21 protein-coding genes are annotated in these 22,520 nt (G+C 52.2%); 11 read left to right on the top strand and 10 right to left on the bottom strand.

Annotated features, from left to right (window positions below; genetic code table 11):
• Positions 1 to 51 precede the first annotated feature (51 nt).
• From CAP48_RS19155 to CAP48_RS19115, 9 genes are all read left to right on the top strand, one after another.
• The gene (locus tag CAP48_RS19155) at positions 52 to 1,020 is read left to right on the top strand and encodes a tripartite tricarboxylate transporter substrate binding protein (protein WP_242444564.1); all 969 of its coding nucleotides are present in this window, start codon (positions 52 to 54) and stop codon (positions 1,018 to 1,020) included.
• Positions 1,021 to 1,085: 65 nt separating this feature from the next.
• On the top strand, positions 1,086 to 1,592 hold the full coding sequence (locus CAP48_RS19150; RefSeq protein WP_100699464.1) for a 2,4'-dihydroxyacetophenone dioxygenase family protein: 507 nt from the start codon (positions 1,086 to 1,088) through the stop codon (positions 1,590 to 1,592).
• Between the two features lie 2 nt (positions 1,593 to 1,594).
• Complete coding sequence (locus CAP48_RS19145; RefSeq protein ID WP_100699463.1) at positions 1,595 to 2,338, top strand: SDR family NAD(P)-dependent oxidoreductase; 744 nt, start codon at positions 1,595 to 1,597, stop codon at positions 2,336 to 2,338.
• A gap of 23 nt (positions 2,339 to 2,361) precedes the next feature.
• Complete coding sequence (locus CAP48_RS19140; RefSeq protein ID WP_100699462.1) at positions 2,362 to 3,087, top strand: SDR family NAD(P)-dependent oxidoreductase; 726 nt, start codon at positions 2,362 to 2,364, stop codon at positions 3,085 to 3,087.
• A 10-nt stretch (positions 3,088 to 3,097) separates the two neighbouring features.
• Positions 3,098 to 3,910: an IclR family transcriptional regulator gene (locus CAP48_RS19135; protein ID WP_100699461.1), complete on the top strand. Its 813-nt coding sequence runs from the start codon at positions 3,098 to 3,100 to the stop codon at positions 3,908 to 3,910.
• Between the two features lie 544 nt (positions 3,911 to 4,454).
• Positions 4,455 to 5,477 carry a 2-keto-3-deoxygluconate permease gene (locus CAP48_RS19130; protein ID WP_100699533.1) on the top strand — a complete coding sequence of 341 codons (1,023 nt, stop codon included), beginning with the start codon at positions 4,455 to 4,457 and terminating at the stop codon, positions 5,475 to 5,477.
• Positions 5,474 to 6,688: a four-carbon acid sugar kinase family protein gene (locus tag CAP48_RS19125; protein WP_100699460.1), complete on the top strand. Its 1,215-nt coding sequence runs from the start codon at positions 5,474 to 5,476 to the stop codon at positions 6,686 to 6,688. Before CAP48_RS19130 ends, CAP48_RS19125 begins: the two co-directional genes overlap by 4 nt.
• Positions 6,685 to 7,728 (top strand): 4-hydroxythreonine-4-phosphate dehydrogenase PdxA, encoded by a 1,044-nt coding sequence (gene pdxA, locus CAP48_RS19120; protein ID WP_100699459.1) that lies wholly within the window; start codon positions 6,685 to 6,687, stop codon positions 7,726 to 7,728. The genes CAP48_RS19125 and pdxA overlap by 4 nt, the downstream gene beginning before the upstream one ends.
• Positions 7,729 to 7,749: 21 nt before the next feature.
• Positions 7,750 to 8,535, top strand: coding sequence for a GntR family transcriptional regulator (locus tag CAP48_RS19115; protein ID WP_100699458.1), 786 nt, complete (start codon positions 7,750 to 7,752; stop codon positions 8,533 to 8,535).
• Between the two features lie 278 nt (positions 8,536 to 8,813).
• On the opposite strand, the gene CAP48_RS19110 is transcribed toward CAP48_RS19115, so the two are convergent.
• On the bottom strand, positions 8,814 to 9,668 hold the full coding sequence (locus CAP48_RS19110) for a Sir2 family NAD-dependent protein deacetylase (RefSeq protein ID WP_100699457.1): 855 nt from the start codon (positions 9,666 to 9,668) through the stop codon (positions 8,814 to 8,816).
• Between the two features lie 120 nt (positions 9,669 to 9,788).
• Positions 9,789 to 10,679: a LysR substrate-binding domain-containing protein gene (locus CAP48_RS19105; protein ID WP_100699456.1), complete on the bottom strand. Its 891-nt coding sequence runs from the start codon at positions 10,677 to 10,679 to the stop codon at positions 9,789 to 9,791.
• Between the two features lie 168 nt (positions 10,680 to 10,847).
• On the opposite strand from CAP48_RS19105, the gene CAP48_RS19100 reads away from it, so the two are divergent.
• Positions 10,848 to 12,389 (top strand): acetolactate synthase large subunit, encoded by a 1,542-nt coding sequence (locus CAP48_RS19100; protein ID WP_100699455.1) that lies wholly within the window; start codon positions 10,848 to 10,850, stop codon positions 12,387 to 12,389.
• A 125-nt stretch (positions 12,390 to 12,514) separates the two neighbouring features.
• Here the strand turns inward: CAP48_RS19100 and CAP48_RS19095 are convergent, their stop codons facing one another.
• The 8 genes from CAP48_RS19095 to CAP48_RS19060 form a co-directional block, all read right to left on the bottom strand.
• Positions 12,515 to 13,720: a porin gene (locus CAP48_RS19095; protein WP_100699454.1), complete on the bottom strand. Its 1,206-nt coding sequence runs from the start codon at positions 13,718 to 13,720 to the stop codon at positions 12,515 to 12,517.
• A 157-nt stretch (positions 13,721 to 13,877) separates the two neighbouring features.
• Entirely contained in the window at positions 13,878 to 15,113 is a 1,236-nt protein-coding gene (locus tag CAP48_RS19090; RefSeq protein WP_242444563.1) for a Rieske 2Fe-2S domain-containing protein, read from the bottom strand.
• Positions 15,114 to 15,165: 52 nt separating this feature from the next.
• Positions 15,166 to 16,158: a tripartite tricarboxylate transporter substrate binding protein gene (locus tag CAP48_RS19085; RefSeq protein ID WP_100699453.1), complete on the bottom strand. Its 993-nt coding sequence runs from the start codon at positions 16,156 to 16,158 to the stop codon at positions 15,166 to 15,168.
• 18 nt (positions 16,159 to 16,176) lie between these two features.
• Positions 16,177 to 17,040, bottom strand: a complete 864-nt coding sequence (locus tag CAP48_RS19080) for a fumarylacetoacetate hydrolase family protein (RefSeq protein WP_161495307.1) — start codon at positions 17,038 to 17,040, stop codon at positions 16,177 to 16,179.
• A gap of 215 nt (positions 17,041 to 17,255) precedes the next feature.
• Positions 17,256 to 18,233 carry a PDR/VanB family oxidoreductase gene (locus CAP48_RS19075; protein WP_100699451.1) on the bottom strand — a complete coding sequence of 326 codons (978 nt, stop codon included), beginning with the start codon at positions 18,231 to 18,233 and terminating at the stop codon, positions 17,256 to 17,258.
• A 109-nt stretch (positions 18,234 to 18,342) separates the two neighbouring features.
• On the bottom strand, positions 18,343 to 18,768 hold the full coding sequence (locus CAP48_RS19070) for a bacteriohemerythrin (protein ID WP_100699450.1): 426 nt from the start codon (positions 18,766 to 18,768) through the stop codon (positions 18,343 to 18,345).
• 55 nt (positions 18,769 to 18,823) lie between these two features.
• Positions 18,824 to 19,858, bottom strand: a complete 1,035-nt coding sequence (locus tag CAP48_RS19065) for a tripartite tricarboxylate transporter substrate binding protein (protein ID WP_100699449.1) — start codon at positions 19,856 to 19,858, stop codon at positions 18,824 to 18,826.
• A 90-nt stretch (positions 19,859 to 19,948) separates the two neighbouring features.
• A complete protein-coding gene (locus tag CAP48_RS19060; RefSeq protein ID WP_100699448.1) occupies positions 19,949 to 20,701 on the bottom strand; it encodes an SDR family NAD(P)-dependent oxidoreductase in 753 nt (250 codons plus the stop codon).
• 322 nt (positions 20,702 to 21,023) lie between these two features.
• Here CAP48_RS19060 and CAP48_RS19055 point away from each other — a divergent pair, with 322 nt between their 5' ends.
• Complete coding sequence (locus tag CAP48_RS19055) at positions 21,024 to 22,502, top strand: NAD-dependent succinate-semialdehyde dehydrogenase (protein ID WP_100699447.1); 1,479 nt, start codon at positions 21,024 to 21,026, stop codon at positions 22,500 to 22,502.
• Positions 22,503 to 22,520 lie beyond the last annotated feature (18 nt).

Here is a 22,520-nt window from a genome sequence, read left to right as displayed (position 1 = left end):
ATCAAATTTTTATTGAACCCCCGCTGTATATACCCAGGAGACAAATCCGTCATGATTTACCACCGTCGCGCCTTGCTTGCTTCGCTGATTGCCTGTGCCTCCCTGGCCACAGTGCCTTCTCTTGCCAGTGCTGCACAGGCCTATCCCACCCAGCCGATCACACTTGTGGTTCCGTTTCAGCCCGGCGGCGGCACTGATGCAGTCGCCCGCAGCTTTGCCAAGGCAGCGGAAAAGCATTTTCCCAAAGGCATGATTGTGCTTAACAAAGCCGGTGCGGGTGGCGCTGTAGGATGGAAATATGTACTCAATCAGAAGCAGGATGGCCATACACTGGCTGTGGTGACCGGCGAATTCGTGACATTGCCACTGCTTAACCTCTTTGATCGCTCCTACAAGGATTTCACGCCGCTGGTCCAGCTCAATGCTGACCCGACAACGCTGGTCGTGCATAGCGAGTCGCCCTACAAGTCGGTAGAAGAGTTTTTGGCTGCTGCCAAAAGCAATCCGGATGGCATGAATGTCGGCACGCCGGGAACGGGTGCCGTTTATGACGTTGCGCTCAGTGCGTTCGAGGTCAAGTCGGGAACCAAAGTCACCCACGTTCCCTATCCGGGGTCGGGACCGTCGCTCTTGGCGTTGCTTGGCAAGCAGGTAGACGCGGTGGCAACCAGTCCGGCCGAGGCGGCCGAATACGTTCGCAGCGGCAAAATGCGCCTGCTTGTAGTCATGAACGAGGAGCGTGTGCCCGAGTTCAAGGACGTACCGACAGCAAAAGAAAAAGGGATTGATGTCTCTTACGGTACCTGGCGAGGTGTTGCCGGCCCCAAAAATATGCCTGCAGAAGTAGTTGCGGTGCTCAAGGAGGCATTTGAGAAAGTGGCACAGGACCCGGCGCTGATCCAGTCGATTAAACAGCAGAATCTGGGATATGTGTACACCGATGGCGAGACATTTGCAAAGAAAATGGCAAGTGAAACCGAAGGGTACAGCAAGGTCCTCAAAGAGCTGGATATCAAGTAAGCAGCCTGTAATCAGAACTCACAGTTGACATATCGCCCCATTTGAACGGGGTCCAAGGAATTGTTATGACAGAACCCACTCCCTACCGTTATCCGAATCCTAAAGAGGCATTGAAAGACATTGTCGTGCCCAACGCCGTTCCCGAAGATGAGCGTATCTGGGTGCCGCAGGCCCCGAATGTCTGGTTTCGACCGCTCTGTTTGAACGTGTCGCAGGGTTACTGGATGAATCTGCTGCGCGTCAGAAAGTCCGGTGTACTCAGTTGTCACCGTCATCCGCAACCGGTGCACGGCTACGTGATCAAAGGCACCTGGCGATATCTGGAGCATGACTGGGTGGCCACCGAAGGCAGTTATGTTTTCGAGCCGCCTGGTGAAACGCATACTTTGTATGTGCCCGAGGATGTGGAGGAGATGATCACTATGTTCCAGGTCAATGGCATTATGTATTACGTGGACAGTGAAGGAAACCACACTGGCTATGAAGATGTATTTACCAAGCTTGACATGTGCCGCAAGCATTATGAAAGCGTTGGTCTGGGCGCCGACTATGTCGACCAATTTGTGCGCTGATCATGACTGCCAAAGCCATTTATGATTTTTCAGATCGCTATGCGATTGTGACTGGCGGCAGTAGCGGTATCGGACTGGACATTGCGCAGCATCTTCTGGCTGCGGGCGCCAACGTGACAGTCTGGGATCTGGAGGCACCGCCGCCTGCGTTGCAGCAGCAAGGCGTGTACTTTAACCGGGTTGACGTTTGTGATAACAGTTCTGTCGAAGACGCCTGCGAGGCCGTTGTTTCCCGTCACGGGCGGATTGATATGCTGGTCAATTGTGCAGGCTTTGCCGGTTCCACATTGCCGCTGGAGCAAACGGATCCGCAGCAATGGCAGCGCGTGATTGCGGTCAACCTGATGGGTGTTTACAACGTTTGTCGGGCGGTAGTGCCGGTGATGAAGTCGGGCAGGGCGGCGCGGATCGTGAATATCGCCTCACTGGCTGGCAAGGAAGGCACGCCAAACGCCTCGGCCTACAGTGCCGCCAAAGCTGGGGTGCTGGCGCTGACCAAGTCATTGGGCAAGGAACTGGCGCAAACCGAGGTGCGTGTCAACGCCATTGCCCCTGCCGCCGTCAATACGCAGTTGTTGCAGCAAATGTCGCCAGCCCACGTACAGACGATGATAGACAAAAGCCCGATGAAGCGACTGGGCGAGTGCAAAGAAGTATCAGAACTGACGCTGTGGCTGCTGTCGGCATCGTGCTCGTTTAGCACGGGGGCAGTTTTTGACCTTTCTGGTGGGCGCGCCACTTATTAATAATCGATAATGATGGAAAATCCATGAGTTTCAGAACAGATTTGCTTGAAGGAAAAACGGCAGTGGTCACCGGCGGGACCCAGGGTATCGGCCGCGCTATCGTAGAAGCGCTGGCCGGCCTGGGCGCAAGAGTATATGCAGCGGGGCTGCCGTCGACCAACCCCGAACCATATCACCAGGGCACGGTAACAGAGGTCACGCTTGATGTAACCAGTCAGGAGCAGGTCGATGCGTTCGCAAAGTCTGTCGACAACATTGATATCCTCGTCAACTGCGCCGGCATTATCGTCAGGACGGAAGAGTTCAAGCTGCCGGTATTCGAACGGGTTATTGATGTCAATCTGACCGGGACCATGCGTTTGTGTGAGGCCATGCGCCCATTGCTTGCCGCATCAAGCGGATGTATTGTAAATATGGCGTCGATGCTCAGTTTTTTCGGGGGCGGATTGGTGCCGGGCTATAGCGCCAGTAAAGGCGGCATCGCGCAATTGACCAAATCGCTCGCCATTGCTTATGCGGCCGATACCATTCGCGTAAATGCGGTTGCGCCTGGCTGGATTGCAACGCCCTTGACGCAAGCGCTGCAGAACGATGAGTCCCGCGCCCGGCCGATCCTGGATCGAACGCCGCTCAAGCGATGGGGCACCCCTGAAGACGTGGCGCTTGCAGTAATATTTCTTTGTTCGGACGCATCTTCTTTCATGACGGGTGTTATCATGCCGGTTGATGGTGGCTATATGGTAACTTGATTTTTTGATCATGACGACAACGACTTCTACGCAGAACAGAACCGCTCAACCAGTGGCTGGCACCGCTTCGTTTTCCAAATTCATGCGTGTACTGGACGCCATTGCAGGCAATACCGGTGCCGGTGTCACGATCCAGGATCTGAGCGTCTGCGTAGGTTATCCCAAGCCCACGCTGTACCGGATCGTCGATGCTCTGCTGGCTGAAGGTCTGATCATGAATAAAGGCGGACAGCTGTTCGGTCTGGGCCCGCGCCTGATCAGCCTGGCCAGCCAGGCATTGGAGAGCTCTGACCTGCGCAAGGTATGCCGAGAGCAATTAATGGCGTTGCGCGACCAGACCAGCGAGACTATTCATCTGGCGGTCCCGGTCAATGGGGCTATGACCTATATCGACAAGATCGAAAGCCCCCAGGCGGTGCGCATGAATTCCCGGCTTGGCAGCCAGGTCACCTTTTATTCCAGTTCAGTCGGCAAGGCGTACCTTGCTGCGTTGCCGGATGAAGCCCAAAGGCGCACGTTGATTGACGGCATCACATTTCAGAAATTCACAGACAACACATTGCCTTCGGTCCAGGCGCTATACCAGGAACTCCAAGACATCGAACAACAGGGGTTTTCAGAAGATCGTCAAGAGAACGAACGTGACATCTTTTGCTATGGCTGCGCCATTGTTGACAAGAACGCCCGTCCGGTTGCGTGCGTCAGCATCAGTATTCCCTTGTTCCGCATTGCCGCCGATCGTCGCCAAACCTATATCGAGCCGCTCTTGAATGCGTGCAAAGCCATTTCGCAAAAGCTGCGGCTGCTGGATATAGAAGCATAACAGCCGCCATTGCTGATACGCCGATGCTTGCCTGCTCCGTATCCTGTGGCCGCGCAGGCACGCGCCGAATCGAGAAATGCAGCTGGTGAGCATCTGACGGATTAGATTCGAAGAAGGATAACGATAAACCGATATTGACTAATCAATTTCGCGAATATGCGCCGTGACAATATACCGTCAAACGATACCGTCTAAATGATGCGCTATGAAATAGCCCAATAAATGCCGCGAACAATATCGGCCACTGAGTACCCGCCGACCGATAGTCTCAATCCCACGCGTTGCCGCTCAGTATTTGCGCATATGCTGAACATCAAATGACGCAAACCACAGTCGTCATAGCCGAACGAATAAAAAAAGCCCGTCGCAGCGGCGCCGGTTGACAATCCGATTTGAAAGGATAATAATCCAACCTGTACGTACAGGTTGTGCGTACAGGTTTAGCATGCAAAGTCATGGCAGAGATAAGAAGCACGATCACAACGCCATGCATCAGACTATTTACTTTCTTAAACCTCCCTGTGAAAAAAGGCTGGGTCGGATGATGACACAAGAGCGTTCTATATTCCCGATGTTCCAAACCATGCAGAAAATCCCTGGCGGATTGATGCTTATTCCGCTGATTCTGGGTTCGATATTGGGCACATTCGCCCCCGAAGCCCTGGGTATCGGCAGCTTTACCACAGCGTTGTTCCAAAACAGTGCGCTGCCATTGATCGCCTTGCTGATTTTTGCTACCGGTACACAAGTCAATATGCGTACCGGCGGCCCGATCCTGGCAACAGCGGGCACCATTCTTTTTTGTAAAACCATTATTCCGGCTAGCCTCATTGTGCTGCTTGGCAGCTTCGTGGGTATTGATGGCGTATGGGGTGTATCCATCCTTGCGCTGTTGGCTGCATTCGATAACAGTAATGGCGGCCTGTGGCTGGCGTTTACCGGTCAGTATGGCGATGCCAGAGACCGGGGCGCCTATGTGGCCAGTGCGGTGAATGACGGTCCGTTTTTCAGCCTGCTGTTTCTTGGGGCATCGGGCCTGGGCGATATTCCGCTAATCGCGCTTGTCGCAGCCCTGGTGCCCTTCCTGCTGGGCGTGCTGGTCGGTAACCTGGATGTGCAATGGCGCAAGGTGCTGGACCCTGTGCCTAATATTGTGATTCCGTTTTTTGCCTTTGCGCTGGGTACCGGCATTAATTTGTCGGCAATTGTCAGTGGTGGCACCACAGGCATTATTTTGGGCTTTTTGATCAGTCCGATTACCGGTTTTCTGGTCTACCTTGGCTACAAAATAATATTAAGACGCGGTGGCAAAAGCGGCATCGGCTTTGCGGCCGGCACAACGGCGGGTAATGCCATTGCGACGCCTGCCATTGTCGCGGCAGCCGATCCGCGCTTTCAGGTTTATGTCGAGACAGCGACCGCGCAGGTGGCGGCGTGTGTGTTGATTAGTTCGATAATGGCACCGCTGCTGGCATCCTATTTCCTGAAAAGATCTGGCGAATTAAAGCCGGTAGACAGTGGGATTGCAGACGCAGAGGCGACGACTGGGGAACCAGTGAAGTTATGAAACCGCAGATAGCAATCATTGCAGATGATCTGACTGGCGCCGGAGATTCGGCCGTACAGTTTGTTCGTTGTGGCTGGGAAACACAGTTGTATGTTGGTGGTTCCGAAGAGGCTTTTGCACTGGGCGATATGCAGGCGCAGGTGGTCTCGGTCAATAGCAACAGCCGTGCAATGACTGCGCAGGCTGCCGCAGAAGCCGTCGAGCGCGAAATGCAGACTTTTCGCAGGCATGACGTTCGTCATGTTTTCAAGAAAGTCGATTCTACCTTGCGTGGCGCTTTTGCGGCAGAAATCGAGGCAGCTCGCCGACAGTGGCACGACAATGCAATCGCCGTGGTGTGCCCGGCCTATCCGGATACCGGACGGACATTGGAAAATGGCGTGTTGCTGGTCAACGGCAAGCCCGTTACCGAGACCTCAGCCGGGACAGATCCGGTGACGCCGGTAACGGAAAGTTGCGTACCAACCATACTGGGCGGGGCGCTGGTCAGCCCCATGCCGAGCGATACGCCCGCCACCCTGGCGCAGAAAATCGGCCAAGCGGGGCCGATCGTAGTCGTCGATGCCAGTACCGATGCCGATCTGAAGCGCCTGGCGCAGGCCATTGTCCTGCTGGGCGAGCGGGCGTTGCCGGTAGGTGCAGGCGGACTGGCCATGGCCATGGCTGCCGCCTGGGCCAGCAATCCGGATTCAGGTGAAATTGTGCTGGCCGTGGTGACCTCTCAGCATAGCGCAACACGCGCACAGGTCGTGGCTTTGCAGGGGCAGGGTGCGACGGTGCTCACGCCAGAGCCGCAAGTGCTTGGCGATGAGACCCAATGGCAGCAATGGCAAGCACAAATGCTTGCCCAGGGCATTGGTGTCGATGACGGTAGTCGCGTTTTGGTATTGCTGGCCCCATCCAGGCAAACGCCGGGGTTGTCGGCGGCAACGGTTGCCCAACGTCTCGGCCAGTTTGCGCTGGCAATCGTGCGCAAGGGCAAGGTCCGCGGACTCATTGCTACCGGTGGCGATGGCGCAGAGCAGGTGATGGCGGCCCTGCAGGCAACCGGTATTCGCCTGATTGATGAAGTGTCTGGCGGTGTTCCCCTGGGCACGCTGATCGGCGGGGAGTATACCGGCATGCCCATAGTGACCAAGGCCGGTGGCTTTGGTTCGGAAAATGTATTGATTCAGGCTGCAGAGACCCTGACGAAAAGGAAATTCAAATGAGTACGAAAAAATTACCAGTGTTGGCGGTCACCGTTGGCGACGTTGCCGGTATCGGACCTGAAATTACGGCCAAAATGCTGCTGAACCATCCAAGGCTGCGCGATATTGCATGCTTTGTCGTGATCGGTGATGTGGCCGCATTGCGCCGGGCGGTTCGCGAACTGGACGGCGACCAAAGCAAGGTCAGGGAAATTGCGACCCCAGCCGAGGCCACCAACGAAGCGGGCACCATTGAAGTTATTCAGGTCGGGCCTTCTCTTGAGAATGTCGAGCTGGGCAAGCTGGATGCGCGTGCCGGCGCCGGTTCTGCGCTGTTTGTCATGAAGGCATGTGACCTGGCCCGCAAGGGCGAGGTTGACGGCATTGTCACTGCGCCGCTCAATAAGGCCGCCATGCATCTGGGCGGCCATAAATGGCCTGGCCATACCGAATTGCTGGCTCACGAGTTCGGCGTAAAGAATTACTCCCTGGTGTTGTCGGCCGGAGACTTATATGTGTTTCATGCAACCACGCATGTGTCGCTGCGCCAGGCGATAGACGATGTGAACCCCAAACGCATGGACGATATTTTGCAATTGGTACACGCTTTTTCCCGTGCGCTGAACCGCCAGGACGAGCCTATTGCCGTCTCGGGCCTTAACCCCCATGCTGGAGAAAACAATATCTTCGGTACGGAAGATAGTGCTATATTAACGCCTGCCATCGAGCGGGCCAACGCGGCGGGTATCAATGCGGTAGGCCCCATTCCGGCCGATGCGCTGTGGCCGCAGGCCGTGCGCGGCAAATGGAAATTCCTGGTGGCGTGCTACCACGATCAGGGACATGCTCCGTTTAAGGCCGTGTATGGCGATGATGGTGTGAACATCACCGTCGGCTTGCCGGTTGTGCGGGTGTCTGTCGATCACGGCACGGCATTTGATATTGCCGGCAAAAACATGGCCCGTGAAGAAAGCCTGATTCTGGCCGCAGAGCGCGCTGCCAGTCTTTCTCTGGGCTGGTCTTCGGTGTGGGAAGCGGCTTCAAAATCTGAAGGGGTATAGTTTTATTTTGGCGGAAATATCGTGCTTTATCTGAAGAAAATCGACGAGAAAAACAAGGGTAAAGAGGCGTTGTACCGGCAGGTTGCCAATAGCCTGAAAACCGCCATATCCGAAAACCGGTTGCCTCCGGGCAGCCCGATCCCGAGTGAAAACGCACTGTGCGGGCATTTTAATGTTGCGCGCAGTGTCGTGCGCCAGGCGCTGTCTCTGCTGGTCGATGATGGCTTTATCCTGAAACAGGCAGGCCGCGCCTCGGTGGTCGCTCCCCGGATGAAACATCGGCGTAATCTGCAAAATTCGCTAAGCCTGCACGCTCAACTTGAACGCGAAGGCACGCGCCTGCAAACATCTGTGATCCGCCTGGAAGAGGCGGCCTTCCCGGCTGAAGTTGCTGCGTTCTATGGCGACATTAAAGGGCTGCTGCTTGAGCGCGTGCGGTATATTGATGATGAGCCGATTTCATATGTGAAGACCTGGCTGCCCAAAGAATTCGCTGCGCTAAGCACGGTGGACCTGACCGACAAGTCGCTGCACCGTCAGATGATGGAGCGCTTCAGGCGTGGGCCGCAGCAGGGCCGCAACCAGATTCAGACGGTGCCCGGCGACAGGATACTGGCCAAGTATCTCAATGTGAGAAAAAGCGATTCACTGCTTCAATTGCAGGCGTGTTATTACGATCAGCATGGGCTGCCGCTGGAATGGTTTACCGCGTGGCATCGGGCAGACCGCGTCGTTTTCGATATTGCTGTTGATGCGTCTCTTGATAATAATATCCAGGTCAAGGACTTTGAGTCGGCGATCAAATAGCTTTGCCGTTGGCGCATGTCCGCCGGCAACGGCAAACGCCGGCGGTCGATGGCCGGGCACAAGTCGTTTTCAACAATTTAATGCCCTGTAAGCGGCTTGGCGTGGGTCACTATCTGGCACAGGCGACTTTAAGTGATCCTATGCCAGGCAAATCGTTTTCAACTATTCCATGGCACGCGGATTGTTTATCGGGACTCACTGTCAGGGCGCACACTTCTTGCAATGACGTCTGGCAATTATCCGGATCAGCGGCCAGATGTGTCCGTGCCCGAGCTTCTTCACTTACAACCAAAAAAGCCCAGTTTTTCCAGCGCGATTCGGATCTGGCTTAGCGCCTCTTGCGCGCCCATGGCCAGCGCTACATGTTTTGTTCCCTTGTCCACCGTCGCTTCGTGAACATTGATACGAACCATTGGCGCCTTCTGGCGTTCGCCAAAATAGCGCACCGTCGCAATGGCAGTGCCCGCACCCAACTCAACAATGACAGGGTGCCGGGTTCTTTTCAACCACGCCTGCAAATGCTGATGCTGACGGCGGCTGCGGGTATCGACCCAATGCCAGTCATTGAACATCATGATGTTGGGCCGCGCCACCGAGCCGCAATGCGGACAGCGCGGCGGCAGATTCACTAGTCGGCCTTGTTCCATGTCGACCTGGGGTTCAAACTCATCTGCCGGCCAGATATCCTGACGACAAGTTTCTGTGCACTGCAAGTGGTGAATTGATCCGTGGCATTCCACGATCTGCTCCGGCGCAAACCCCGCTTTCTGAAATTGTCCATCCACATTGCTGGTAAACACAAATGCATTATTGGGCATTTGCGATGCGATCTGCTGCAGAACTTGAAACCCCGCATGAGGTGTTGTATTGCGATACAGGGCCAGTCGGTGACCATAAAAGCCCCAGGCCAGTTCGGGGCGTTCGGGAAAATAAACGGGGGAGGCGATGTCCTCGAAGCGAATGCCCGAGGCGCGAAGTGCCGGGTAATGACGCCAGAAGCCTTGCGCGCCGCGAAAATCCGGCAGCCCGGAATCTACCCCCATGCCCGCGCCGGCGGTAATAAGCAGCCCGTCGGCCTCACTGATTAGCGTGGCCGCGTTGTGTATGCGGGCCTGTTGTGATGAAGAAACCATGGGCGGCGAAAACGGTCAATGTAAAGGGCTGGAAGCGAAGATCTATCTTCCCATATTTTCAGAATATGCGCCGCTGAAAAATGACGATGAGCCGGATTACTTTCTTAAAAACAGATTGCTCTAGGCTTTAGCCGTTGTAAGAATCCATTCTCGAAATGCATCAAGCGGGCCACTATGTTGCATATTGTTAGGATGTACAAAGTAATAGGAATCTTCGGCTTGAATGGATAACTCATGGGCACGAACAACGCCGTTGGACCACACTACATCTGGGACCAGAAAATCGGGAACTAGAGCAATTCCCAATCCCGATTCAGCAGCCTTAACCAACATAGAATGAAGCTCGAACCCAACAGACTGTACGGGCAGCGAATCTGTCGGGATATTGGCTGCGGTAAACCATTGTTGCCATGACTCGGGCCGTGTTGTTGAGTAGAGCAAAGGATATTTGAGCACATCTTCCGGCTGTTCAATACAGTCACCAATAAGCTCCTTGTGTGCAATCACGATCATTTTTTCACTGAACAAAAAATCTGCTGTTGCTCTTGGCCACACAGGTTTTCCATGATGGATTGCCGCTTCGAAGTGCTCTTCTTCAAACGAAAACGGGTGAGTACGGACTCCTAAATTGACTCTGATATTTGGACATTGGGCATAGAAACCTGATAGCCGGGGAATTAACCATTCCACAGCGAACGTTGGCAATACTGCGAGCTCCAGGCTACCTTCACCTGAACCATGTGCGGCTATTGATAGTGTGTCTTGCTCGATTGTTCCAAGAACTTCTCTGACTTGTTTGCTATAAAGACGTCCCGCTTTGGTCAGCTCGACGCGTTGCTTGACGCGCGCGAAAAGTCTGATATTCAGATTTTTTTCCAAGCCATTAACTTGCCGCGAAATGGCACTTTCTGTCAGGTAAAGCTCTCGCGCCGCCAGTGCAAAACTCTCATGGCGTGCCGCTGCTTCAAAAGCAATCAACGTTGCCATGGGCGGAATTCTAATTTTCTTCATAGTCTTTACCAGAACTCATTACACGACAATTTTATATCGCTTTACGACTTACTGCCAGATTGAAATAATACAGTTGAATAACGTCGGTTAACAGGTCGTTTTAAAAGTATAACGGCAGGCCGCGACACAGTCCCGAATCTCCCTTAATGAGTAAATTGGAATTTTGATATGAATGGTGCACATAGTTTGGTTAAGACATTACTGAGTTCAGGTGTAGATACTTGCTTTGCAAATCCTGGGACAAGTGAAATGCACTTTGTTGCTGCGCTGGATCAAGTACCAGGAATGAAATGTATACTTGGCTTACAGGAAAATATTGTCACAGGAATGGCAGATGGCTATTATCGGATTGCTCGTAAACCCGCGTGCACACTGTTGCACTGCGGGCCGGGTTTGGCAAACGGTATGGCGAACCTTCACAATGCGCGTCGCGCGCGCAGCGGAATAATTAATATTGTCGGGGATCAGGCGACATTTCACCGCCCATTTGATGCACCGCTAACAGCTGATACCGATAGTATGGCCAGAACGGTCTCCCAGTGGGTGCAAACAAGTACCCGGTCCGACGAGTTGGGTCGGGATGCCTCCATGGCCGTTCGTGCTGCAAAAACGTATCCCGGACAAATTGCAACGTTGATAGTACCGGCTGACATTTCATGGGAGGAAGCAGCGGTTGTATCGGAACCCATTGCGCCTGCGCCACCGCCAGCCACTGATTTTAATGTCATTGAAGTTGCCGCAAATATACTTCGCAACAATAACAATGTATTGATCTTACTGGCGGGAACCGGATTGTCAACACAGGCCCAGTTGCTCGCCTGGCAGATTGCCAATGCCACTGGTGCCGCCGTACTTGCAGACTATGTCATACCCTCTATTGCGCGTGGACGTGGTCGCATGCAATTGGAACGTGTTCCTTATTCCAATACATCTGCAATCAAAACGCTTGAGCGATACGAGCATATCATTCTGGTCAATGCCAAAGCGCCGGTAGGTTTTTTTGGGTATCCTGGAATGCCCTCAAGACAGTACTCTGCCCGTGCGCAGGTGCATGTCCTGACGCGAGCGGATCAAGACCCGATTTTGGCTCTGCAGGAGCTGGCAAAAATACTTGATGCGCCAGCTATCGATATTCCGGACCCCGGCCCACGACCGCTTCCGTCCAAGGGAAGCCCTACAGCCGAAAAACTGGCGCAAACGGTGGCTGCGCTCATGCCGGAGCACGCTATCATCTCTGACGAAAGCATTTCCTATGGCAGAGACTTTTATCGATTTACTCACGCGGCGCCACCGCACGACTGGTTGCATCTGGCTGGCGGAGCAATTGGCGATGGGATGCCGGTCGCAACAGGCGCGGCAATAGGAGCCGGCAAGCAGCGGCGTGTCATCAATATTCAGGCTGATGGTTCAGCGATGTATTCATTACAATCCCTTTGGACACAAGCGAGAGAAAAACTGCCAGTTACAACGATCATTCTTAATAACAGTAAATACAATATTCTGATTGGTGAATATGAGAATGTTGGCGCGGCGCCCGGCGCCACCGCGATGAGTATGCTGGATATCGGCAATCCGAATCTGAGCTGGGTTAAGCTTGCCAACGGGATGGGCGTCGAAGCAGCGAAAGCGACCACACTGGAGCAATGTGCCGATCTCATGCAAAACAGTTTTAAAAATACCGGCCCGTTTTTGATAGAACTCATGATATGAGTCATCCGGGTGCGCTGAAAGCGGTTCATTAACGTACTAATATTCCACAACGATTTGTGCATGTTCCCGGGTCATAAGGCTGGCCCGGGAACGTTTCAATATGGCTGGTGATTATTGACCGCGAACTAGAAGAGGTGATGTATCCCGATCCCGACTAGCGTTGATTTCAATCTGACGTTCTCCTGATTATCAAATTTCAACCTTCCTGAACCATAAGATGCGACGGCGTACAAGCTGGTCCGTTTGGACATATTGTGTAAATAGGCCAAACTGTAAATGTCGAGCCGTCCTTTCGCGCCATCAAACGCATCCTCTGTATTTTTTGTGGCACTACCCTGATAGGAAAAAAGAATCTTTCCTTGATCGCCCACTGGCGTAGTCAGGCCCACGAGCCAGGCTTGCTGCCGGTAGCCATCAGTCTGAGCGTAGTCCAAGCCATGGATAGAGCTGACAGGATCTTTAACCACAGTAAATTTATTGAAAGCACCATTTAGCCCGGTGCTGCCAGGCCCTTTCTCTACAACTATATCGTTTGATGCCGCGCCGTGAACCTGGCCATATCCCAAATGCAGCTTCACCAGATCAAAATCATATGATCCAAACAGGTTCCACATGTGCGCGGTTCCTTTGGTTTCTTCGCCCGCCTCACGGAAATTGGTACGAAAACGATCGTAAGATGCGCCGATCACTAGCGGACCCTTCGCATAGTTTGCGCCCAACGAGATCCAATTTGACGTATCCCCGCTATGCACGTCATCCATTCCATCGCCGGTTGTCGTCTTTGTATTCTTACCGGCATAGACCATGCCAAAAGTGAACCCGGACAGTTCAGGCGAGACATATTTAATTGAATTGTCCATACGCGCGTTGGTGGAGCTGCCAAAAGCGCCATTCAGAACCCCGGCTTGCTTGAAGCCGACTGCAAATGGGTCGATTGATGCAATAAATTTGGCAGCAAGGTTATATTGACGTCCGAATGTCAATGCGCCCCAGCTTTTACTTTGTAAACCAACGAACGCTTGTCGTCCGAACAAACGACCCCCGATCGTGGCATTACCATTTCCCAGGTCAAAGCCGTTTTCCAGCTGGAAAATCGCACTCGTGCCGTTACCAATATCCTCAGCGCCTTTTAACCCCCAGCGGTTACCCTTATTAACGCCATTGACCACCCCGATTTCCCGAGTTTTGTTCCATTGGTCACCCTGGCTGACTCGCGTTTGCTGGTAGCCTATCCCCGCATCGACCAATCCGTATAACGTAACTGACGTCGCTGAATGGGCGACTCCGGCAATGCCGGTAGTCAGCACTGCAATAAGCAAATTTCTTTTCATTGGAACATGTCTCCCGTGTACTTTTTTATTGAATTGATTGTGATTTTTTGGGACTTGTCTTAAGGCGCAGAAACAGACACAGCCCCACTGCCTGCAAAAAGAATGAACTCTCACACCGCGCGTTTTCGCACGGTGCAGAAAGTTCATTTTTTGCCGATTAATTTGCTGCTGTTTCTTCCTTGTACTGAAACAAAGTCGATCCGTTTTCAATTCGACGCCACTCCTTGGTCGGTTTGCCATTACGAATCGCCTCGAGTTCCCGGAAAAGAATTCGTCGTAAAAATGCAATGCCTTGATCGGATACGCCCAGACATTCGTGGACACGATCGGCAATTTCACCCTGGCCGACCAGGACAACATAGTCTTGCGCGCTGGTTAGGCGTACTAATGGATCTTCTGGGTAGTTTCCTGCGAATAAATCGTCGTGGTGGTCGGTAGAACAATAGTCTTCACACCCGTCAAAATATTCGCTAATTTTTGCGTCTGCGTCCGGTGTCGTCGAAGGCACAGCTCGCAACGAGACACGAAGGGTATGCGTATCGTCAATCGGAACCATCCAGTTGGCCGTTTCAATCCATGCGCCGCCTTCATGGACGGCAGGTATGGAAACGTGATTACCATAGGGGAACGTCCAGTCGCTTACCCGTACCTGAGTTTTTCCGTCGATTACGCGAACAGCGGTCTGCTTGATTCCCGCCGATGTTTCCTCGTAACTGAGCGTTGGCACCTGATCTGTGATGGCATCTCCGAATACGCCCACTTTGCCCATTTGGTGCGCGAAGCTGACATGCACTGCGTCCAGTGAGTTTTCGGCATGCTGCAGCCAGTTACATGGCCATATTTCCTGACGTTGAAAGAGTAAAACGCCATCTTCTTCAAATTTTGGCTTGCGATACAAGTCGAATTCAGGCGCTTCCCCCTCTCCCAGGTATGCAAAAACGACGCCACAGTATTCGTGAACAGGGTACGAGTTGACCCGGATGCTTCCATGACTACCCGCACGCTCTGCTGGTCTGTCAACACATTGCCCGTGAGCGTTGTACTTCCAGCCATGGTACATACAGCGTAATTCGTCCCCTTCGACCCAACCCGTGTGCAACTTGGTCAGGCGATGAGCACAACGGTTCGCCAGCAAATGGGCTTTTCCGCCTTCCCCGCGATACAGTGCCAAATCTTCACCTAAAAGCCGAACAGCACGGGCTTTTCCCGGGTCAATACTTCTCGATAGCGCGATGGGATGCCAGAATTTTCTGAGCAATTCACCCATCGGGGTGCCGGCAGTGGTTTCTGCCAACGGCTTCATTCTGTCGGAGAGTTTTTGAAGGCGTTGCTGTTCTGATGTCTGCGTTTGCTGCTTGTCTAGTTTCTGAGAACTTGAATTGTCGAGCGTCATTTGAGTGTTCCTTCCAGTTGCTAAAGATTCATTGAGTGTTAGCCAATGAGCCTTAAGTTAATGAGACTTTTGTTTGGTCGATGACCGTTTTCCATCTGACAATTTCTCTGCTTAGAAGCGCGTTCGCCTCATCTGCCGTACCTAACTGAACTCGAACGCCCAATTCGGTAAGCCTGTTCATCACATCGGGTTCACCAATTGCAGAATGGATATGTTTGTTTAAATATTGAACGATGGTATCCGGGGTATTGTTGGGCGCAACGATCATTCCCCACGATGCGACATTGAAATCCGTAAACCCCTGCTCGGCCAAAGTTGGCACTGTCGGTAAAATCTTTGAGCGATCCGCATTGGAAATCGCGAGCGCCTTGATCAGACCATTTTGTATCTGCCCCAGCATAGGTGGAACAAATTCAAAAGCCAGCTCAATATCTCCCGAAGCCAGTGCCGCCGAAACAGCCGAGGCCGTTTTATATGGCACAATTGTCATTTCAATACCGGCCATACTTTTGAAGGTTTCCGCAGTCAAATGCTGAATTGTCCCCAGCAGACTGATCCCTACCATCAAGCCGCCCGGGGTCTTGCGGCTCTTGTCCAGAAAATCGCCGATATTGGACAGCGATGAGTTTTTTCCCGTGACAAGGATGACGTCGTTGCTCGTGATGGTGGTAATCGGCGTAAAACTTTCAATAAGATTGAACGGCTGAGGTTTGAACAATGTCTGGCTAATGGCTGAGCCGGCTCCCATGTACATGAGGGAATACCCATCGGGTTTCGCTGACCCGACGTGTTTGACGGCGCTGATTCCGCCTGCTCCCGGACGATTTTCCACCACGATTTGGGTCCCAATGGATGCACCCAAATGTTGGGCGAGCAGGCGTCCGATGATATCGGCTGTATTGCCTGGTCCGACCGGTAAAACGAGGGTAATCGGATTTATCGGATATTCATTTTTCGCGTGGGCTGCCGACATTGCTGTGCCCGAGATAGCGAAGGGGAGTGCACCGATAGCCTTAATAAGCGCTCTTCTGCTGACGTGTTTCATTATGATTTGAATCTCCGGTCAAGAGACGGTAACTTTCAGGGCGTCCAGACCACTGACTTCGAATTCCAGTCTATCGCCACTTTTTAAGAACCGGTTGCGCGCGACACCTACGCCCGCTGGCGTTCCGGTTGCAATCACGTCTCCCGGCAAAAGCTTCATGTATGAAGAGAGCGTGGCAATGATCTGTTCGGTCGAAAATATCATTTCGCTCATCAGTTCCGACTGGACAGTTTCGTCGTTCAAACGAGTTGTGATTCTAAGGTTTCTATCGCGCAGTTCTGATAACACCTTCGTTCCACAGGTAATGGTCGGCCCTATTGCAGAGGCTGCGTCAAGCGCCTTGTTCGCTGTCCAGTCCGGCCAGAAGGCCGTAGGCGGGTTCGCATCACCAAGGGGGACTTTGCCAAGATCACGTGCACTTCCGTCATTGAATGCGCAAACGCCAGCGACAAAATCGAGCGCATTTTGCAACGTCGCGTTTTTACACTCGCGACCGATAACCACTGCAATCTCGCCTTCATAGTCGAACTTGGAAGTCAATTGACTATTGGGATTAAGTAGCTCACCATGCCCCACAAAATTAGACGGCGCTTTATAGAACATCAGTGGACGTTGTGGAGGGGCGGCCTTTGCCTCGGCTCCATGGGCACGATAGTTAACAGCGATGGAAAAGATTCGAGCATGTGGATCCAACGGTACAAGTAACTTAGTGTCCGACGCGGTAACTCGCCCAACAGCAGCAATATCCGATTCGAACAAACTCAGTACGTAAGGCAGATCGTCGTGTTCATGAACTATCTCGATAAAGTCGTTATCGGGTCGCCCAATGACTATCTTTTCGTTGACTTGATAGCGTCCAAGATTGAAATTTTGTTGACTCACATTTATTCCTTTTGTGATAAATTTTGATTACCAATTATGGGTGCTAAATGCAGTCTTTTGCCAAGCAAATAACGCGTTAACTGTTGTGTTTGTTTCTATTGACTGAAAACGGGGGATTCCATGATGTATATTGAAAAAAACTGCGCACTATCACAGTTGTGATAGTGCGCAGTTAACTATACGGATCGGTATAAATGAATCTTGAAAGGGCCGTGTTATAAGTCCAGCTCAATTTCCGACGATTTCGAACGGGAACAGCAAATCAACATGACTTTCCCCGAGTCTTTTTCCTCCTCGGTCAATACGAGGTCTCTGTGATCGGGCTCGCCCTTAAGAACATTGGTCATGCAGGCACCACAAATTCCGCTCATGCACGAATAGGGAACATCCACACCTTCATCCAGTAGCGCCTCAAGAATGGTCGTATCCTTATCAACCGCGACCGAGCGCCCGCTCTTAGCGAGTAAGACGTTGAAGGCTTGGTCTGTATGTCCGGCCATTTTCGATGGAGTGGCCGGCACGGCGAAGTATTCCCGATGCACTCGGTCTTGCGCGATGTGAAGTTCAGTCACTACTTGCTCAAATGCCTCGAGCATCCTGACAGGGCCACAACAGTAGATATGCGCTCCCGTCGGACAGCTGCCTACAACGCTTCGCAGATCCATATACCTGCCCGACGGTTCTTGATCAAAATACAAATGGCATTCTGACTGATCCGGCTGCTGTAGCATTTCGAGCTGTTCAACAAATGCAGCGTTAACGCGTTCGCGCGCTGCGTAATGCAGGGTCCATGGCGAGCCCAGCTGAGTCAGTCGCTGAATCATGCTCCAAAGTGGCGTGATGCCGATCCCGCCTGCAATAAATACTGAGTGATTCGCTGACTCATTCAACGGGAAGGTATTGCGTGGCTCCGAAATCGACAAGCATGTCCCAACACGAAGCGTATCATGCAGATAACGCGAACCGCCTTTTCCATGTTCGTCCCGATTTATGGCGACAACATAGCGATGGCATTCTCCTTCCGGATTGATTAGCGAGTAGCTCCGAGATAGTTCATCCGCGAAGTGGATGTCTATATGTGCGCCGGCCGAAAAGCGTGGCCACGCAGAGCCCTCTAGCGGTCTGAATTCGAAGGAGTGGATGCCGCTGGCAACATACTCAATAGAATGTAATCTTGCTTTAAGTGTATTCATATTATGATAATGCCTGGTCGATTGCGATTGCGCCATTCGGGAATGATTGCAATCGTCTTTAAGGTGACATTTTTCCTGTTAATTTTCTGTCTGGAATCCTCGCTCTATATCAGGCAAACACTATCGGAGATCCGCCGAATCGAGCCTGACTTCGTACAGATGCCAGGCCGGAATCCATTTCGCGAATATGCTCTGGCAACCACCTCAGCAGTTCCATCGCCAGACTAGACAGCATTTGGTTGGCCTTTTCCGATGTGGTCGCTGGATCGCGCAATATCTCGAGCACTTCTTCAAGCGATTTCAACACTAATGCATGCTCATCTAGATGACAAACACTGTTGTTGCCTCCCAGTCGTCGAAGGTCGGCGTCTTCCAGAGAGAAGTGCTCACGAGCCGCTGTATAAAGCGCTTCCAGCGCAAGCACATTCCTGTCGTTCGGTACATCCAGGAGCGCCTGGCTCAGGCGCATGAGTTCGGAATGATCCCGGTCTAACTGGGCATCGCCCAGGTTGATTTCTGTATGAGTGTCGAACATTTAGATGCAGCTCCACAACTGATATTTCACTGGATGATGGGGTATAAGTTGTCAATCAATTTTTGAGTAAATTGAATTCTTTGAGGACATCTCCCCAGCGGTTGTACTCATTGGCGACGAATTTCTGAAAATCAGCCGGTGTCTTCATCGGCGCGGTCAGACTGGCTGACTGCAGAAAAATGGCTTTTACTTCCGAATTATTAGAGACGTTTACCAGCGCCGCATTGACCTTGTCAATCACAGCTGGCGGCGTTTTGGCCGGAGCGAATATGCCGAGCCAGGAATCGACGGCAAATCCTGAATAGCTTTCAGCGACAGCTGGAATGTCTGGAAATTCTGCGAATCGTTCCTTCGATGTCACCGCCAGAACGTTCAGGCGTCCGCCTTTTAAAAACGGAACGAATGGCCCCAAATCCGACGCGACGCCGTCAATCTGGCCTCCTATCGCATCGTTAATTGCGGCACCCAGGCCCTTGTAAGGCACCGTTTCAAACTTCGCGCCCGTAAATTTATTCAATTCTTTTACCATCAAATCCGGCGCACCGCCGATGCCCGGGACACCAAGCATGACCTGACGTGTTTTTGACAGCTCGACCAGGGCTTTGAAGTTTTCAACTTTCAGGGACGGGTTTATTGCGACTGCCATTGGACCTTTCGTTACCATATTGATACCCACTATTTCTTTAACGGCGTCGAATGAGTCCGCGGTTTTTTGAGTTTGAGGCCCAACAATAGAAGCGCTTGGTCCTCCAAACATTAAGGTGTAACCGTCAGGCGGTGCTTTCGCGACATACCTCGTGCCGATAACGCCCGTTGCACCGGGCTTATTCTCAACAATGACCGGAACCCCCAGCTCATCTGAGAGGGACTTGGCGACAATTCTGGCGCCAATATCGACTGATCCACCAGAAGATGCACCCGCGATTAGTGAGATAGGGCGATTTGGATAGGCTTCGGCAAATACAGAGAGCGGCGCCAAACCGAGCAAAGTTATGCCGCCAATCAATAGATGTCGACGAGTTCTCTCTGTCGCACAGGGTATATACTTAACAGCGGTCTTGTTAGGATCAGTCTTTTTTTTATAAAACATAATGTCTCCCAATATATATTGGCTATACAAAATTCGAGTTTTGAATAAAATACACAGCAGTGCTTATAGCAAATACAATTTTGGCTATATTCACGACATGGTGATTCCACCGTCGACAATGAGGTTCTGACCGGCGAGCATGCCGGCGTCGGAGCTGGCAAGGAAGGTTACCGCGCCAGCAATATCGTCAGGAGAAATATCCCGCTGTACCGCACGCTGACGCCGAATGTCTTCCCGCAGTTGATCTCGTGATGCGCCGCCGGCCAAAATTCCATCGCTCTGTGTAAATCCTGGCGAAACCGTGTTTACCCGTACACCGTACTGGCCAAGTTCACGCGCCAACGTTCGAGTCATTGCCGCCACGGCAGCTTTACTGGCAACATAATGCAGAAAGCCGGGCGTACCTTTAGAAACAACCGCAGATGCAATATTGACGATATTTCCTTCGCCCGCTGGTTTCATGTAACGCGCGGCGGCGCGGCAGCAGTACCATACTCCCTCCACATTTACACTGAAGACTTTCTTCCATTCTTCCGGCGTAATCTCGTCGAATGGCGTTTTGGTCAGTGTTGTATAAATCCCGGCATTGTTAACAAGCACAGATACGCCACCCGTTTTTTCGGCCGCAAAAGCCATCATGGCGTCTACCTGGTCGGCGTTGCTTACATCTACATCGAATCCCAGGGCATCGTGCCCCAGTTTGCAAGCGGCCTCTTCCGATCCGCGCAGATCGGCGATAACCACTCGTCTGCCCATGGCTGCAAAGCTTTGTGCAATCGCATAGCCAATTCCTTGCGCAGCGCCAGTCACTACAACGGCTTCACCTTTCACTACATTATTCATTATTGAGCCTCTCTACACCCTCCTGAACTCCAACGTCCCAGGCAGGAGCAGGAAGTCTATCACGCACTATTGCGTCAGCGCAGACGCCAAACGCAACAAAAAAGACAATCCCCGCAAATTGACTCAAATAAATTCTTCCGAACAAATTTCGATCGAAATATCTGTTATTCGATGGGCGATAGCAAAGTCAAACAGTATCAATGCGGACATTTATACAAACATAAACCTTGTATTGGCTATCAGCGCTGGCGATACTGCCCTATCACAGATAGACCAAGCTTAATTTGAACATTGCACCAATATAAGTGATAAGAAATTACAGATGAAAAATATAAATCCACAAGCCATACCAGTGATTCCTGACATTCAATATCCGGCTATAGGGCTGCATATAGACGGCCAATGGGTCTATGACCGCCCGGCTTTTGCTGAAGTGGTCAACCCCAGTTCCGAAGCCATTTTGGGCCAAGTACCACAAGCGTCTACCGAGGATATATCTGAAGCACTCGTTTCTGCTGAACGTGGCTTCCAGGTTTGGAAAGACACAGCGCCCCAAAAGCGGGCGTCAGTCATATTACGTGCTGCGCAGATCGTACGAGAACGGTCCGAATCGATTGCGCAAATTCTTACGCTTGAACAGGGCAAACCGATAGTCGATGCCAGAAACGAAATTGCGAGGGCCATTGGCTTTCTCGAATGGGATGCTGCGCAGGCACAGCGCCTTTATGGCAGTATTGTTCCCGCCGGCCGACAAATGCAGCAGATGGTACTTAAACAGCCGATTGGTCCGGTCGCCGCATTCACGCCCTGGAATGTTCCTATCGGTTCTCCTGCAAGAAAAATGAGCGGCGCACTCGCTGCCGGCTGTTCTGTCGTTATCAAAGCCGCCGAAGAAACACCCGGTACCGCTTGTGCCTTTGTCCAGTGTTTTCTGGATGCTGGCTTGCCTGCTGGCGTTGTCAACCTGCTGTTCGGTAACCCGTCTGTGATCTCCTCCATCCTGATCGCCTCTCCAATTATCAGAATGGTGACATTTACAGGTTCCGTTGCGGTTGGAAAGCATTTAACGCAACTGGCTGCTGCAGTCATGAAACCGGTGTTAATGGAACTCGGTGGCCATGCACCTGTTTTGATAGGTTCAGACGTTGACGCTGCGTCGGTGGGGCGATTGGCGGCCAGCGCAAAAATGCGCTTAGGGGGGCAAGTCTGTGCCTCACCAACACGATTTATCATTCATCGTAAATCCTATGATCAATTCGTGGACTCATTTTCTCAGTATGCCAAAACGTTACAGGTTGGTGACGGTTTCGAATCCGGAGTCCAGATGGGCCCTTTGATCAATCAAAAAAGACTGGACGCAATAGACGAGCTGGTGAAAGATGCAGTAGCACGTGGAGCAAAACTCACTGCTGGTGGCCGTCGCATTGGTACGCACGGTTTTTTTTATGAGCCCACTGTGCTTGCTGACGTGCCCGCAGACGCCAAAGCAATGACTAGCGAACCCTTTGGGCCGCTTGCTTTGTGCGTACCAATGGATGACCTGGATGAAGGCATTGCTCTTGCCAACCAGATTTCAGTCGGGCTGTCCGGGTATGCATTCACCAACTCACTTGATGAAGCCGAACGCTTTTCGCGGGAACTTGAGTGTGGTGTTTTATCGATCAACCATTTCGGCATGAGCGGCCCGGATACACCATTTGGTGGCGTTAAGGAAAGCGGTATCGGCCGGGAAGGGGGTGCACAGAGCCTGGATCCATACACCATCACCAAAACCGTTTTGCAACGGACCGCTCGCGTTTGATCAAAATAATTCTCCACA

Origin of the sequence: Advenella sp. S44, from assembly GCF_002810445.1 — a bacterium.
Taxonomy (GTDB): domain Bacteria; phylum Pseudomonadota; class Gammaproteobacteria; order Burkholderiales; family Burkholderiaceae_B; genus Advenella.
Note: the sequence above shows the minus strand (reverse complement) of the source record. Positions and strands in the feature narration are given on the sequence as shown.